This is a genomic window from Bittarella sp. HCP28S3_D9 (genome assembly GCF_052065655.1).
In the GTDB taxonomy this organism is placed as follows: Bacteria; Bacillota; Clostridia; order Oscillospirales; family Ruminococcaceae; genus Bittarella; species Bittarella massiliensis.
Genome location: NZ_JBQHTP010000035.1, coordinates 1 through 15,550 on the forward strand (window position 1 = coordinate 1; position 15,550 = coordinate 15,550).

Below are 15,550 nucleotides of genomic sequence, written 5' to 3' on the forward strand. Positions count from 1 at the left end.
GCCCGGCGCGCGGGGGCGGTGGTTTGGGTGCGCTGAGAAGGGGCGGCGGGGGCAATCGCCCCGCCGCCGCTTTTTTGCCCGACGGACAAAAGGAGGCAGCCGCCATGCCAAAAAACAGCCGATTTCTCTCCCTCTTTTCGGCGTCAAAGCCGATTTTGGGGATGCTCCACCTGAAGGGGGACACCCCGGAGGAGACGGTGGAGCGGGCCATGCGGGAACTGGATACCCTGCTGGAAAACGGGGTCGACGGGGTGATCGTGGAGGACTACTACGGCACCGCCGACGAGGTGGAGCAGGTGCTCGCCCGCATCGCCGCCGAGCGGCCCCAGGCCGTGCGGGGGGTCAACGTCCTCCACGACCTGGACAGGGCCTTCGCCCTCGCCGAGGCGTACGGGGCCCAGTTCATCCAGTGGGACTCGGTGGCCGGACACCTGAAGCCCGAGGAGGAGCCCGCCTTTGCCGAGCACCTGGCCGCCCTGCGGGCGGACAGCAGCGCCTGCCTGCTGGGCGGGGTGCGCTTTAAGTACCAGCCCTATCTCTCCGGCCGGCCGCTGGAGGAGGACATGGAGTTGGCCCTGGAGCGCTGCGACGGCATCGTGGTGACCGGTGCGGGCACCGGCTTGGACACCGGGCTGGAAAAAATTCGGGCGTTCGGGCGGCTGATTGCCGGGCGGGCCCCCCTGATCGTGGGGGCTGGGCTGACTGCCGAGACCGCCGCCGCACAGTTGGCCCTGGCCGACGGGGCCATTGTGGGCAGCTATTTCAAAGAGGGCCACAATGCCGAAAACGAGCTCTGCCCCGCCCACGTGGCCAACTTTATGGCGGCCGTCCGGCAGATGCGGGGCGCCCAGTAATTTACTGCAAGTATATATTTTATCAAAAATAACAGAACAGGCGCAAGCCGGGTGTTTTCCCGACCTGCGCCTGTTCTTTTTTTGTCGTCAAGCCTCTCCTAGCGATGGCGCTGGGCAGCCGCCTGGCGGAGGAGGAGAAAGAGGAGGAGAAGGGAGATGCCGGTGAGGATGTGCCCAATACCGGCGACCCCCGAAAGGGCGGCATCAGCCCCGCGGGAGAGGGGGAGGGCCAGCACCTGGACGGTACCGCGGATGGCCATCATCACAGCGGTGAGGGCGACCCCCGCGTTGTAGAGCAGGTAAAACCGCCCAAAACCGGGCGCCCGGGTGAGCGAGAGGGGCGCATCCAGGGCTGCCAACAGCAGAAAGATCACCATCCCCAGCAAAAACAAGTGGGTGTGGAGCTTGCCCAGGGCGGTGACGCCGGTGAACTGGTTGAACTTGGTGAACTCGCGGAAGTAGACCCCGCCCGCTAGGGCGGCCACCGCGTAAAAAAAGGCGGTGTCGATACACTTTTTCACAAATATTCTCCCCCTTGTAAAGGTTACCGAGCCGGTGGCGCGGCCAAAAATAGCCCTGTACGGACAGGTGGTCTCTGTACAGGACTATTCTAAACCTATTTTATCCAGTTTGTCAAACGCGCCCCCTTCTCGGGGGACAGAGGAATTACCAGCTGGCGAGGGTGCCCAGGTCCTGCTCCTCGGCCAGGCGGTAGACCAGGGCGGCCGCCGCCAAGTCCTCGACGGCGATCCCCACCGACTCAAAGAGGGTGATTTCGCCCTCGTCCCGGCGGCCGGGGAGCTCCCCGGCGAGGACACGGCCGATCTCGCCCGCCGCGTCTTCGGGGCTCCAGGCCCCCTCCTGCACGGGGATGACCAGGTCGCCGGTGTCCCGCAGGGCGGCCTCGGTCCAGTCCAAAAAGACCCGGGCCCGGCAGACGGCAGCGGTGTCCACCTCGCGGACATGGGGGGCACAGGCGCCGACGGCGTTGACGTGGGCGCCCGGCTTCAGCCACTCCCCCAGGAGGACCGGCTGGGCCGACTGGGTGACGGTGCAGACGATGTCGGCGGGAACCACCGCCTCCTTCGCCGTTTTGCAGGGGACGGCCTTGACGCCGAAGGTCTGCTCGGCCCAGGCGCAGCAGCTCTCGGTGGCGGCGGGGGCGATGTCCCAGACGTAGACTGTCGCAATGGGGCGGACGCTGCAGATGGCCTCGATGTGCAGCCGCCCCAGCCGCCCGGCCCCGAGGATGGCCAGGGCGGACGCATCGGCGCGGGCCAGGGCCTTGGTGGCGGCGGCGCTGGTGGCGGCGGTGCGCACCCCGGTGATCCCCTCGCCGTCGACAACGGCCAAGAGGGCGCCGGTGCCCCCGTCAAAGAGGGGGACGATCCCCTGGCTGGTGCCGTTTTCCTTGGCCTTTTGCCCGGGAAATACAATGACCTTGCTCCCCACCAGGGACTGGGCGGTGAGAGCCGAGCCCATGATGGCGAACATATTGCCCTCGGGCTGGGGGATCATCTGCCGCTGCAGGTTGACCGACTGGCCGGCGGAGACCTCTATCAGGGTGCGCTCCATCTCGGCGATGCAGTCCTCCATCCGCAGCAGCCGGGCGACCGTCTCCCGGTCGACAAGGCGGGTGCTGGCGCTCATCTCGACCCCTCCCCTAGCGGTTCTTGCTCTGCTCGAGGCAACCCTTGAGCCAGTCCATAAAGCACTTCATATCCACCTCTTCGGCGACCCAGCAGTTGGGGGCGCTGTTGGTCAGGCGGTGGTCCTTTTGCACATAGGTGTGGCCAAAGGTGTACTCGCCGGCACACTCCACGTCCACGTAGTAGTCGTGGCCGGAGACCACCCCGGGCAGGACGGCGGCAGCCAAGGCCAGGGCGTCGTGCATCAGGGTGTCCTCGCCGCCAAACTCGTCCCGGCGCATCCGCATAAAGTCGAGGATGTCGGCCACCAAGACGGCGTCTTTGGTGCCCATCCGGCGGATGATCTCACAGTCCTCGTCGGGGACGGCGGCCTTTTCGGTCACGTCGAGGCCGACCATCACCAGGGGGATGCCGGAGCGCAGGACGATGCGGGCCGCCTCGGGGTCGCAGAGGATGTTGAACTCCGCCACGGCAGTGGTATTGCCGCCGTAGGCCGCGCCGCCCATGAAGGAAATTTTCTTGATGAGCCCCTCCTTGAGCTGGGGGTAGACCATCAGGGCGTGGGCGATGTTGGTCAGGGGGCCGACGGCCACGATCTCCAGTTCACCGCCACAGGCCTGGGCCTCTTCCCAGATGGTCTCGACGGCATTTTTCTCGTAGAAGGGCTCGCCGCACTCGGGCAACACCACGTTGCCCATGCCGGTCTGGCCGTGGGTGGGCAGGCCGCCCGCCTCGTCGGCGTCCATCAGGCGGATTTTGTGCAGGTCCCGCAGGATGGGCTGGGGTGCACCCTTGGCCACCTTCACCGGGAAGCCCAACATCCGCGCCAGATTGAGGGAGTTGGGGGCGGTGTAGCAGAGGTCCACGTTGCCGGAGACGGTGGTGATGGCCCGCAGGTCGATGTCCGGGCTGTTGAGGGCGGCCACCAGGGCAATGGCGTCGTCGGTTCCGGTGTCGCAGTCGATGATGATCTTGTGCATGGGATGTCCTCCTCTTTTTACAAATTGTTTATTTATCAAATATATTCCAGTTTGTTTATTTTGATTTTGTCCTTACATGAGAAGCAGGCGGTCTTTGGGAGCCGTATCTTTCTGCGGCTCCCACTTGGATAAAGGGGGCGATGGGTGTCTACCCTCCCTGCCCTTGCGAGGCCAAGCACCCCCTCTCTCCCCGCAAGGGGAACAGGGATGCTCATTGGCCCAAGGGGAGTTTGCGCTTTTCAGCACGCGGCGTCCCGGCGTTTTGTCACCCCAACATTACATGCTTCGGCAAGCGCCTGTTTTTCCCACATCCGTCTTGCCGCCCAGATGGTAAGAGCGCCGCAGATACCGAGTTTCTCCATAGTCATAGGGTCAAACTTCCTGCTTTTTCCGCAGGAAAAATGGGACAGTGTACTGGCCCAAGGGGAGTTTGCATTTTTCGGGGGATAGGGACCACATGCGTTTTTCTGTCCAGGCAATAGGAGTTGGGGGATGCCGGTTTTCTGCCACAACCGCAGGCTCAAACTTCCCACTTTTTCCGCAGGAAAAATGGGACAGTTTACTGGCCCAAGGGAAGTTTGAATTTTTCGGGGGATGGGGACCCCACACCTGTTTTTCCGTCCAGATAATAAGAGTTCAGGACACGATAGATTCTCCCCACAGCCGTAGACCCAAACCCGCCATCGGCGGGTTTGACAACTTCATGGGATGGGGACCCATGAAGTTGTTACATCTCCTTCAGCCGCCCGTCGACAAAGTAGTAGATGTTCTCCCGCTTGACGCCAAAGGCGCCGCCCTGTTTGCAGATGTGGGGCTCAAAGGTGAAGCACTCGCACTCGGCGTCCTTGAGGGGGGTGGTGTTCCCCTTTTCGATGTAGATGCGGTCTTGCTGAAGGATGTTGATGGAGTGCCCCAGGTTGCCCGAGTAGTCGAGATTTTTGCACCCCAGCCCGTCGATGAGGGCGTTGGCGGAGAAATAGAGCTCCTCAAAGGTCATCTCGGGGCGAGCCACCTCCAGCAAAAAGCTGTGGAGTTTGAACTCCGCCTCGATGGCCGCCTTATAGGCGGGGGTCTGCAATTCGCTGAGCTCTCTGACCACCCGGCCGTCCTCCACGAAGATGGTGCGGGCAAAGTCCCCCCAGCAGGTGCCCAGTGTGGGGGCCAGGTCGACGGTGATCACGTCGGTCTCCTGCACCCGGGTGTCGCCGGAGCGGTACTCCCGCCCCCCCTGAGAGACCAGGGTGCGCTCACCCACGTGCACCAGCGCCCCCACCCCGTGGTACCAAAAAGAGGTGGAGCCGTTTTGGATGAGGAGGATCTCGGCCTGGCGCTTGATCTGGTCCTCGCTCATGCCGGGGGCGACGTACTGCTCCAAATCCTCCATGGTGCGGCGGGCGATGTTCTGCGCCTCGGTGTAGCACTTGAGCTGTTGGATATTCATTAAAGCACCTCCAATTTGCCGCCTTTGCCAAAGGCGTACATGTCCTCTCGCTTAAAGCCGTAGCGGCCGGTTGGCCGCCGGATGTGGGGCTCAAAGGTAAAGGCCTCACAGGCGGAGAGGGGTTGATGGCAGTTCTCGTCGATGAAGCGGCGGTTCTTGGCGTCCAGCTCCACCGAGTGGCCCAGGTTGCGGGAGAAGTCGAGGTTTTCAAAGCCCAATTTCCGCAGCTCCTCGCTCATCCGCCAGTAGAGCTCGGCGAAGGTCATGTCGGGGCGGGCGACGCGGCGCAGGGCCCGGTGCAGTTCGATCTCCGCCTCTAGCCCTTCGCGAAAGGCGAGGATGGTCAGCTCCTCCGGCTCGGTGATGGGGCGCCCCTCCTCCAGAAAGACAGTGCGGGCGTAGTCCCCCCAGTAAAAGCTGCGGGAGGGGGCCAGGTCCATCACCACGCAGTCGTTGGGCTGCACCGCCAAATCGGTGACCCGGTAGGTGCGGGTGCTGCCCGAGAGGGTGGTGCGGGGGCCCACGTGGACGGTGGCGCCGATGCCGTAGCGCCAAAACGAGTCCGAGCCGTACTGGACGAGGAGCATCTCGACCCGGCGCTTGATCTCCCGCTCGGTCATGCCGGGACAAATCTGGCGGGCGACCTCGGCAAAGGCCCTTTTGGCGATTTGCTGCGCCTCGCGGTTGCAGCGCAGGCGATCCACTGTGGACATAGAAAAACCCCTTTCGCAATGTTTCTCTCCCCGCCCCGGGCGGGACGCCGGATCCTTTGGCGGGCAACGACTTCTGGTCTTATAGTAGTACATTTTGCCCCCTCGCCGCAATAGCGGGAAATGGGCATTGCGGCAAATCTCCAAAAATGCTAGAATGAAGGCAGCTTTCTTGGCAATATTTCTCGACCGATCGAGATAGAGGGGTGTTTGGTTTGACAAAAGCGGAATTCGCCCAGCTGATGGGCTGTGAAAAAACGGTGATCGGGATGGTGCACCTGCTGCCCCTGCCCGGCTCGCCCCGCTACGGCGGCAGCATGCGCGCCGTCTTTGAGGCGGCCCTGCGGGACCTGAAGGCCCTGGAGGGCGCCGGGGTGAAGGCGGCCATCATCGAGAACTTCGGCGACGTGCCCTACGGCACCGAGAACGAGTTCATCACCCTGGCCTGCATGACCTCGGTGGCCGCCCAGCTGCGGGAGCGCACCACCATGAAACTGGGCATCAACGTGCAGTACAACTGCGCGGTGGAGGAGTGGGGAATGGCCTACGCCTCCGGCGCCAACTTCATTCGGGTCGAGGCCTTTGTGGAGACCCGGGTGGGCACCCACGGTATCACCTACCCGGCCGCCCCGGCCCTGATGCGCGAGAAGGGGCGCTACCCCGCCCCCACACTGCTGTTTTGCGATGTGAACACCAAGCACACCGAACCCCTGGTGCCGGTGCCCATCGCCGACAGCATCCACGAGGCCATTGAAGAGGGGGCCGACGCCCTCATCGTCACCGGGGTGGTGACCGGCCAGAACCCCACCCTGGAGCAGGTGCAGGAATTTGCTGCGGCCGCCGGCGACACCCCGGTCCTGCTGGGCAGCGGGGTCAATGAGAAAAACGCCGCCGAGTTCTTCGCCGTGGCGGACGGGGCCATCATCGGCTCCAGCTTCAAAGAGGAGGGCAATGTCTGGAACCCGGTGGACCCCCAGCGGGTGCAGTCGTTCATGCGGGCCCTCACCGAGGCGGGCTATCAGGTATAGAGCCCTATAAAAACCAAAGCGAACCGAAAAAGCGGCGCTGTGCCCTGGGAGACCGGGGAGCGGCGCCCCTTTTGCGGCCTGGGGCCCTGCGCGGCCGAGAGGAAGGGATCAAATGAGCAGTGTGACCGATATGACCAGGGGGAAACCCCTGCAGCTGATTTTGCGCTTTACCCTGCCCCTGTTTGTGGGCAACTTGTTTCAGCAGCTGTACAACGTGGTGGACTCCATCGTGGTGGGGCGCTTTGTCAGCAAAGACGCCCTGGCGGCGGTGGGGGCCTCCTTTTCGCTGATGAATTTCATCACCGCCATCCTCATCGGCATCTGCATGGGGTGCGGGGTGGTCTTTTCGCAGTACTTCGGGGCGGGGGACATCCCCCGGCTCAAGCGGGCGGTGAGCACCGCCCTGCTCTTTGCCGGGGGGCTGACGGTGGTGCTCACCACCCTCTCCCTGGCCTTTGCCGGGCCGCTGCTGCGGCTGATTCAAATCCCCGAGGAAATTTTTGAAATGACCCGGGGCTACATCCTCATCATCTTCGGGGGGCTGCCCTTTGTCTTCCTCTACAACGCGGGGGCCTTTCTTCTGCGCTCGCTGGGCAACTCCAAGGTGCCGCTGTACTTCCTCATCCTCTCCACCGCCCTGAACATCGTCCTAGACCTCCTCTTTGTGGTGGGCTTTGGCATGGGGGTGCAGGGGGCTGCCCTGGCGACGGTGGCGGCACAGGCGGTCTCCTCGGTGTGCTGCATCCTCTACTGCCTCAAAAAGCTGACCCTGCTGCGCTACGCCAAGGGGGAGTTCTGCTTTGACCGGGCCATCTTCGGCAAGATCGCCTCTTACGGGGTGCTGACCTCGGTGCAGCAGTCCATCATGAACCTGGGCATCCTGGCGGTGCAGGGGATCGTCAACACCTTCGGCACCAATGTGATCGCCGCCTTTACGGTGGCGGTGAAGATCGAGGCCTTCGCCTACCTGCCGGTGCAGGATTTCGGCAACGCCTTTTCCACCTACGTGGCCCAGAACAAGGGCGGCGGGCGGATGGACCGCATCCGCCAGGGCACCCGGGTCTGCATCGGCACCATCCTCTGCGCCTGTTTTGTCATCTCGCTGGCAGTGGTGGTCTTTGCCCGGCCGCTGATGGGCATCTTCCTCTCCCCGGAAGAGGGGCGGTCATCGCCACCGGGGTGGGCTATCTGCGGGTGGTGGCCCCCTTCTACGCCCTCATCGGCTTTCTCTTCATGCACTACGGCTTCTACCGCGGGCTGGGCGACCTGCCCATGTCCATCCTGCTGACGGTGATCTCGCTGGGGCTGCGGGTGGCGCTGGCGGCCGCCCTCTCGATCCCCTTTGGCCCGGCTGGCATCTGGTGGTCGATCCCCATCGGCTGGCTCTGCGCCGACTTGGTGGGCTTTGCCAAGATGGGCCGCTCCCTGCGGGGGCCCGCCGGGGAAGATTTGCCCAAAAAGGCGGGGTAAACCCTGTGTACTCCACCCCTTGTGCTGGGGGTGGGGGAGCGGGTAATATAGAAGTGTATGAGCGACCAAACACAATTATTTGGAGGTGCGCAATGAAAATCGGTGTGTATGACCTGCAGACCGCCAACCTGACCGCTGACCGCCCCGGCCGGGACAGCGACTCCTTTTTCAGCCAACTGGAAAAGGCCCTGGGCCAACCCCTCATCCACTGCCAGCCGGAGGAGCTGGCCAGCTGCGACCTGCCCCTGGTCTTTATCGGCGGGGGCGGCAGCGAGGGATTCTTCCTCCAGCAGCTGCCCAAGTTGGAGGGGCCGGTCTTTCTGCTGACCACCGGGGGGAACAACTCCCTGGCGGCCTCGCTGGAGATCCTCTCCTACCTGCAGCGCCACGGCCGCAGCGGCGAGATCCTGCACGGCAGCTGCGAAAAGGTGGCCGCCCGCATCCTGCTGCTGGCAAGGGTGTTCGGGGCGCGGCGCTCCCTGCGGGGGGCCAAGCTGGGGTCGGTGGGCGCCCCCAGCGACTGGCTGATCGCCAGCGGGGTCAACCCCCAGTCGGTCAAACAGGTGTCGGGACTGGAGCTGGTGGACATCTCGATGGAGGAGTTCATGCAGGAGATCGACCGGCACGAATACACCCCCAACGCCTTCACCGAGGAGGCCCTGGCCAAAAAGTACAGCCCGGAGGACACCGAGAAGTCCCTCTGGATCTACGGCGCCCTCAAGCGGCTGTGCGAGAAGTACGGCCTGCTGGGGGTGACGGTGCGCTGCTTTGACCTGCTGCCCACCGTCAAGGGCACCAGCTGCCTGGCCCTGGCCATCCTCAACGCCGAGGGGATCTACGCCGGCTGCGAGGGGGACATGACCTCGCTGATCTCCATGGCGGTGATGGGGCAGCTCACCGGCAAACCGGTCTTCATGTGCAACCCTTCCCGCCTGAATGTGGAGGAGAGCGAGATCGTGCTGGCCCACTGCACCCTGCCCATGCAGATGCCCCAGAGCTACACCTTCACTACCCACTTCGAGTCGGGGCTGGGGGTGGCCCTGGACGGGCAGATCGCCCCCGGGCCCTGCACCGTCTTCAAGTGCGCGGGGGACTTCAGCCGCCACTTTGCCGCCGCCGGCACCATTGTGGAGAACCTGCAGGACCCGACCCTCTGCCGGACCCAGATCCGGGTGCGGCTGCCCGGCGGGGTGGACTACTTCACCCGGGAGCCCATCGGCAACCACCACCTGGTCTGCCTGGGCGACGAGACCGAGGCCATCGAGGAGTTCTTCCGCTGGTAAGCACATCTCCAAAAATCAGAGCGCAAAAAAGAGCCCTGCGGATGCAGGGCTCTTTTTTTAGAAAGTGGGCGAGAAAACCCTTCCCTCACCGCAGCCCAGCCGCCCAGCCGCCCACCGATAGAGCGGATCGTTCGCCTTTCCGGCGCAGGTCTGGCTGACGCCAAAAGGGCGCCCTGTACCGCTTCAGGGGGTCTCCTCCCGTCCCGTCCAAGAGCGAAAGGCGGATGTTCCCGCCAAAGCGACACGACTGCATTCCCCTTCCGCGCGGGGGGCTTTTGTATTGGCACAGTGGGCGGCGAGGGGCATAGTGGGCGAAAGGAGCATAGGGGCCCTACCCGATTTTCTGCCACTGACTCCTTCTTCCGCTCCCCCTTTCTGCCGCTGATGGGACGCCCCCTGTGCAGAGTTGGCAAAAAGCAAAATTTGTAATTTTGTATTCACAATATACAAATGGTATATATCAGAACAATAGCCCGCCGCCGCAGAGCGTCCGCTCTCACCGGCAGGCTCCTCTATTTCGCAAAGGGAGGTGCCGCATCCAGGGGCCGCCGGCGGGCAAGGGAGGCGAGCATTGCTCCTTCTGGGACCAGAGGCAGAAGGGCGGCAAAAACGCCGCTGCCGGATGCAAAAACCGAGGCAAACAGGGGGAGAAACCCGTTGCCCGCGCGCTGGTAGAGCGTGGCCGGCAGCAGGTTCCCCCCTCTCCGCCGCCACAGCCAATCATGGAGAGGCTGTCCAGGATACAGCTGACGTCCAGCAGGGGAAACAGGGATCCTCCATCCGCCCGGCGGGGGAGAAGCGGCAATGCCAAAGCGCCCAGATTGCCCCACCGCCGGCGGCACCCAGCGGGCGGGACGCCGCTGGGTCAACGCCTCCTGCAACAGGCCACGCCAGCCCCCCTTTCGCTGCCGGGGCCCAGAGGACGACGGCCCCCTGAAAAGCGGGCAACGGTCGGCGGTGCACCGGCCACAGCGCACGACAGCCGCCAGGGCAGCAGGAATTGCAGCAAGGGCAGGGCAAGACATCCCCCCTGCAGCCGGGGGAAACAGCGGGCCAAAAAGCGCGCACCCCTGCCCACCCCTCACAGAGGCCGGCTAAGCGGCAGCGCTGGGGGTGACGACCACCCCGCAGGGCAGGGGCTCCAGCACGGTGCGACCAGTGCGCCCCGTCAACAGGGCGCAGGGCAGGGGGCGCAGGAAGGCCAGACAGAGGAAAAGGGGGAGACACCCGCTCCCTTGCGCCAGGCGTCTTCCCCTTTTTGCCGTCACACAGAACAGCTGTCAACAGCATTTTATACCTTTAGTATTTTTATGGTAAACAATACAGCTACTCCCCCTCTTCCCGGAAGGCGGCAATGGCCTCCAGAAAGAGTTCGCCGTACCGCTTCAGCTTGGACTCGCCCACGCCGGGCACCTCCAACAGCTGGGCGGGGGTGGTGGGCTGAAGGGCGCTGATCTGTTTGAGGGTGGCGTCGGTAAAGACCACATAGGCGGGCACGCTCTGCCGCCGGGCGATCTGGGCGCGCAGGGCCCGCAGCCTTTGAAAGAGGGCGGGGTCGTAGAAGTCGTCGGCCGCGGCCCGGCGCTCCACCCGCTTTTGGCGGATGATGACCGGTTCCCCCTCTTCCAAGACCGCTCTGGCCCCCTCCCCCAGCCGCAGCAGGGGGTACTGCCCCTCGGTGGTCTGGAGGATATCCTGTTCGCAGAGGGCGGAGATGTAGCCCTTGATCTTGACCCCCGAGAGGTGGGAGAGGCTGCCGAAGAGGGGGTTTTCCGCCAGGGAAAAGCGCTGGATGCGGGCGGTCTCGCTCCCCTTCAGCAGTTCGCCGATGACCCCGGCCCCAAAGCGGCCGCGGACGCTGCGCACCGCCTGCAAGATGAGGGAGGCCGCCTCGCTGATGTCCTCCTCGGTGTAATCTCCCAGGCAGGAGGAGCAGTTGCCGCAGCGGTCAGGGGCGTGTTCCCCAAAGTAGCGCAGGATGTACTGGCGCAGGCAGCCGGTGGCGGTGCAGTAGCCCTGCATCTGGCGGAGCTTGTCGTACTCCTTCGCCCGCAGCTGCTCGACCTGCTGGGGGGTGAGGTCGGTGTCGGGGTTTTCAAAGCTCTGGTCGATAAAGAAGAGGGCGGTGCGCACGTCCTGTCCGCTGTAGAGGAGGATGCACTCGGCCGGGCTGCCGTCCCGCCCGGCGCGGCCCGCCTCCTGGTAGTAGCTCTCCATGTTCTTGGGCATGTTGTAGTGCAGCACGTAGGAGACGTTTGACTTGTCGATCCCCATGCCAAAGGCGTTGGTGGCCACCATCACCCGGCTGCGGTCGTAGAGGAAGTCCTCCTGGTTCTGGCGGCGCTCCTCGTCCGGGAGGCCGGCGTGGTAGCGGGTGGCGTCCACCCCGGCGGCCACCAGGGACTGGCAGACCTGCTCCACCGCCTTGCGGGTGGAGCAGTAGACGATGCCGCTCTTCTCCCCGTTCTGGCGGACGTACTGGCGGACATAGTCCATCTTGGACTTGGGGGTCTCCACCCCGAAGTAGAGGTTTTGCCGGTCAAAACCGGTGGTGATGCAGAGGGGGTCTTGCAGCCCCAAGATCTTCAGCACATCCCCCCGGACGGCGGCGGTGGCGGTGGCGGTGAAGGCTGCCAGCACCGGGCGGCGGGGCAGGGCCTCGAGAAAGGCGGGGATCTGCAGGTAGCTGGGGCGGAAGTCGTGCCCCCACTGGGAGACGCAGTGCGCCTCGTCCACCGCCACCAGGGAGATGTTGGCCTGCTGCGCAAAGGAGAGGAACCCCTCGGTCCCCAGCCGCTCGGGGGCCACGTAGATGATTTTGTAGACCCCGTCCTTGCAGTTTTGCAGGGCCTTGCGGTACTGGGGGAAGGTGAGGGAGCTGTTGAGATAGGCCGCCCGCACCCCCATCTGCAGAAGGGCCCCCACCTGGTCCTTCATCAGGGAGATGAGGGGGGAGATGACCAGGGCCACGCCGTCCATGGCCAGGGCGGGGACCTGGTAGCAGATGGATTTTCCCGCCCCGGTGGGCATGATGGCCAGGGCGTCCCGCCCCTCTAAGATGGCGGAGACCACCTCCCCCTGTCCGGGGCGAAAAGAGGGGTAGCCGTAGTACTTTCTGAGGATTTCGTTGGGGTTCATGGGGGCTCCTTCCCGAATGCAGATTGTCCCGTTTCCCCCGGCGTTCCGCTGGGCCAAGGGGGCAAAGGGGCAAAGCAAAGTAAAGACTCTTTTTAGAGTAGTACAAAAGGCGGCAAAAAACAACCCCTTTCGACCCGCTGGGCGGCGGGGACGAAAGGGGTCGGTGCAAAATCCGTCAGCGGACGGTGCGGGCGCTGAAGTAGACCTTGCCCGCCTCCAGGGGGATGCCCTTGGCCCGGTAGAGCTCCTCCACCGTGACCAGTTGGTAGTCCTTGGCCAGCTCGGCGATCAGGGTGTCGCAGGCGTCGGCGGTGGTGGGGTGGATGTCGTGCATGAGGACGATGTCCCCGTCGCGGACGTTCTGGCGCACCGCCCGGATCACCGCGTCGGCGTTGCGGCTCTTCCAGTCCAGGGTGTCCACCGACCACATGATGAGGGGGTGGGGCACCTTCTCTCGGGTGGTGTCGTCGTAGGCGCCGTAGGGCGGGCGCAGGGCCTTGGGCTGGCCGGGCAAGATCGCGCCGATGGCCTCGTCGGCCCCCTGCACCTGCTGGGAAAACTCCTCCTCGTCGCACTTGGGCAGGGACTTGTGGCTGTAGGTGTGGCTGGCCACCATGTGCCCCTCGGCGTACTCGCGGGCCAGGGTGTCGGGGTAGCTGCCGGCCCGGTTGCCCAGCACAAAGAAGGTGGCGCGGCCGCCCACCTCCCCCAGCCGGTCGAGGATGCGGTCGGTCACGTCGGGGCGGGGGCCGTCGTCAAAGGTGAGGGCGATCATCGGCTTGTTGGGGTCCACATAGCGGCCGGTCTTCACCTGCTCCACCAGGGCGGAGGTGCCCATGGGGGAGAGGGTGCCGGCGAGGGATTTGGCGCTCTCCTTCTCGGTGAGCTCGTCCCGGTCCCAGGCGAGGTAGGGCTTGAGCTGGTCGTAGGACAGGTCGACCACCGGAACGCCGTAGGCGCCGGGGAGGAGGAGGTAGCGGGGGAAGTAGAAGCGGACCCCCTGCGCCGTGAGGGCAAAGCGGCTGAAGATATCCTCCTGGGCAAAGCCCTCCGCCAGGATGTCGGCGTCCTCCGCCCCCTGGCGGTAGTCGTCGCTCTCGCGAAAAAAGTCGCCCACCAGCTGTTCCAGGGCCGGGCGGTAGTCCCCCTGAAAAAAGTCTCCCTCCCCCAGCCGGCGGCCGTCGCGGCTGTCAAAGACCAGGGTCTCCACCCCGGTGGAGGGGTGGGCCATGTTGGGCTCGCTCATCTCTATGTGAAAGGCCACCGAGACCACCGGCCCGGCCCGGTAGCTCTCGTAGTCCACTGTGAGGATGGCCCGCTCCTGGGGGGAGGGGGCGCGGTAGTCGGCAAGGTCGCTCAAAAAGGTGTCGATAAAGGAGCCGACCGCCTCGGCGATGGCGCCGTCGGCGGCCTCATTGCCCAGGTGGGGGTAGTGGACGCTGTAGGCGGTGTTCTCCTGGTACTCGATTTTGGAGCGGATCTTCCCCACCTGCCGGGTCTCCTCCCTGGCGGCAAAGGGGCCCTGGGCCAGCTGCTCGTCGGAAGAGGGGCGGGGGGAGAGGGCAAAGGCCAGGGAGTTCAGGGAGAGGACGAGGGCGGCGAGGAGGAGGGATAGAACGCCCAGGCCAGCCACCCGTTTGGCCCCGCGATTTTGTCTTTTTTTCGCCGATTTTCTGTTCACTCTCTGCTCTGCCTCCCACTCACATTGTGGACCTCGTCCACTTCTTAGAGTCCCATTGTAGCATTCCCCCATTTGGCCCCACAAGTGGGTTTTACAGATTGTAATAGTTTGTAAACTCTTGTCATTTTTTCTTCATTTATCCGCCAGAAAAAGGGACTGTCGCCGGGGGGATCAGCTCTCGGACTGGGCGCCCCGGACGGCGACGGGCCGCGCCTCCGGCGGGATGGGAAGGTACTGCCGGCCCGCCAACTGGGCGCGGTGCTCCTTCCTCGCGGCGCACAGGAGGTCGGGGTCCTGCAACAGGTCGATGGCCGAGGCGGCCATCACCTTGGCGGCGTAGAGGGTGCCCTTGTGGGCGATGCTGCTCTTCCCCTGGGCGGTGCGCTGCCAGGAGTGCCCCGGTGTACCGGCGGCCATGGTGGCGGCCATGATCTGGGCGGTGGGGCAGAGCCAGCTCACATCCCCCACGTCGGTGGAGGAGGAGAGAAATGCCTCGCCCCCCACCGCCGGGACCACAAAGTTGTGGATGGGTTCCGCCCGGTGGGCCTCGGCCAGGGCCTTCCCCGCGGGGCCCAGCTGTCCGGCCATGGCCGCCAGGGTGCCGCCGCCCGCGGGCATGGTGTCGCGGTAGGCCTGGGCAAAGGCCAGCTCCTCCCCGCTGTACAGGGGCAGGGGGACGGTCGCCAGGTTCTCCCCCATCACCCCGGCCAGGGTGTGGTTGGGGATCAGCTCGCTGCAGGCCTTGACAAACCGGCACTCCACCTGGGTGCCGGTCATCAGGGCCGCGCCCCGGGCCACGTCGTCCACCCGGGCGCGGATCTCCTCCACCTGGCTGCGCTGGGGGGCGCGGATGAGGTAGAGCGCCTCGGCATAGGCCTGCACCACGTTGGGGGAGTAGCCGCCGGTGTCGGTGACGGCGTAGTGGACGCGGGCCTCGGGGAGGATGTGCTCGCGCAAAAACTGCACACCGGTGTTGAGGAGGGTGACGGCGTCCAGGGCGCTGCGCCCCAGGTGGGGGGCGCTGGCGGCGTGGGAACTGCGGCCGGTGAAGCGGTAGAGCACCTCGCAGTTGGCCAGACAGCGGGTGGGGGTGGCGGCGTTGAGTTCGCCCGGGTGCCAACAGAGGGCGCAGTCCAGCCCGTCAAAGGCGCCGTCCCGCGCCATGAAGGCCTTGCCCGCCCCCGCCTCCTCCCCCGGGCAGCCGAAGTAGACGACCTTTCCGGGCGCGCCGGTGGCGGCGAGGTACTCCTTCACCGCCAGGGCCGCCCCGAGGGAGCCGACCCCCAGCAGGTTGTGGCCACAGCGGTGGCCACAAC

The 15,550-nt window shown here is 64.9% G+C and carries 11 protein-coding genes and 1 pseudogene; 4 read left to right on the forward strand and 8 right to left on the reverse strand.

Features of this window, described 5'->3' with window-relative positions:
- Positions 1 to 104 precede the first annotated feature (104 nt).
- Positions 105 to 854, forward strand: a complete 750-nt coding sequence (locus ACTNAU_RS12900; RefSeq protein ID WP_441098641.1) for a BtpA/SgcQ family protein — start codon at positions 105 to 107, stop codon at positions 852 to 854.
- A 98-nt stretch (positions 855 to 952) separates the two neighbouring features.
- Here ACTNAU_RS12900 and ACTNAU_RS12905 read toward each other — a convergent pair whose 3' ends face one another.
- The 5 genes from ACTNAU_RS12905 to ACTNAU_RS12925 form a co-directional block, all read right to left on the reverse strand.
- Positions 953 to 1,375 carry a DUF2871 domain-containing protein gene (locus tag ACTNAU_RS12905; protein ID WP_441098642.1) on the reverse strand — a complete coding sequence of 141 codons (423 nt, stop codon included), beginning with the start codon at positions 1,373 to 1,375 and terminating at the stop codon, positions 953 to 955.
- Between the two features lie 145 nt (positions 1,376 to 1,520).
- Positions 1,521 to 2,504 (reverse strand): ornithine cyclodeaminase family protein, encoded by a 984-nt coding sequence (locus ACTNAU_RS12910; RefSeq protein ID WP_441098643.1) that lies wholly within the window; start codon positions 2,502 to 2,504, stop codon positions 1,521 to 1,523.
- Positions 2,505 to 2,517: 13 nt separating this feature from the next.
- On the reverse strand, positions 2,518 to 3,483 hold the full coding sequence (locus ACTNAU_RS12915) for a nucleoside hydrolase (protein WP_185915482.1): 966 nt from the start codon (positions 3,481 to 3,483) through the stop codon (positions 2,518 to 2,520).
- A gap of 727 nt (positions 3,484 to 4,210) precedes the next feature.
- Positions 4,211 to 4,924: a M24 family metallopeptidase gene (locus ACTNAU_RS12920; protein WP_441098644.1), complete on the reverse strand. Its 714-nt coding sequence runs from the start codon at positions 4,922 to 4,924 to the stop codon at positions 4,211 to 4,213.
- Entirely contained in the window at positions 4,924 to 5,637 is a 714-nt protein-coding gene (locus ACTNAU_RS12925; protein WP_441098645.1) for a M24 family metallopeptidase, read from the reverse strand. Before ACTNAU_RS12925 ends, ACTNAU_RS12920 begins: the two co-directional genes overlap by 1 nt.
- Before the next feature lie 212 nt (positions 5,638 to 5,849).
- Between ACTNAU_RS12925 and ACTNAU_RS12930 the strand changes: the two genes are divergently transcribed.
- The 3 genes and pseudogenes from ACTNAU_RS12930 to ACTNAU_RS12940 all read left to right on the forward strand — a co-directional run bounded on the left by ACTNAU_RS12930 (position 5,850) and on the right by ACTNAU_RS12940 (position 9,415).
- Positions 5,850 to 6,662, forward strand: coding sequence for a BtpA/SgcQ family protein (locus ACTNAU_RS12930; protein ID WP_216400743.1), 813 nt, complete (start codon positions 5,850 to 5,852; stop codon positions 6,660 to 6,662).
- Positions 6,663 to 6,774: 112 nt separating this feature from the next.
- Positions 6,775 to 8,132, forward strand: a pseudogene (locus ACTNAU_RS12935) (MATE family efflux transporter).
- A gap of 92 nt (positions 8,133 to 8,224) precedes the next feature.
- Positions 8,225 to 9,415: a hypothetical protein gene (locus tag ACTNAU_RS12940; RefSeq protein ID WP_216400742.1), complete on the forward strand. Its 1,191-nt coding sequence runs from the start codon at positions 8,225 to 8,227 to the stop codon at positions 9,413 to 9,415.
- Positions 9,416 to 10,741: 1,326 nt separating this feature from the next.
- Here the strand turns inward: ACTNAU_RS12940 and recQ are convergent.
- The 3 genes from recQ to ACTNAU_RS12955 all read right to left on the reverse strand — a co-directional run.
- The gene (gene recQ, locus ACTNAU_RS12945) at positions 10,742 to 12,553 is read right to left on the reverse strand and encodes a DNA helicase RecQ (protein WP_441098646.1); all 1,812 of its coding nucleotides are present in this window, start codon (positions 12,551 to 12,553) and stop codon (positions 10,742 to 10,744) included.
- Positions 12,554 to 12,728: 175 nt separating this feature from the next.
- Positions 12,729 to 14,234: a polysaccharide deacetylase family protein gene (locus tag ACTNAU_RS12950; RefSeq protein ID WP_441098647.1), complete on the reverse strand. Its 1,506-nt coding sequence runs from the start codon at positions 14,232 to 14,234 to the stop codon at positions 12,729 to 12,731.
- Between the two features lie 171 nt (positions 14,235 to 14,405).
- The coding region (locus ACTNAU_RS12955) for an amidohydrolase (RefSeq protein WP_441098648.1) at positions 14,406 to 15,550 on the reverse strand (1,145 nt) is incomplete at its 5' end.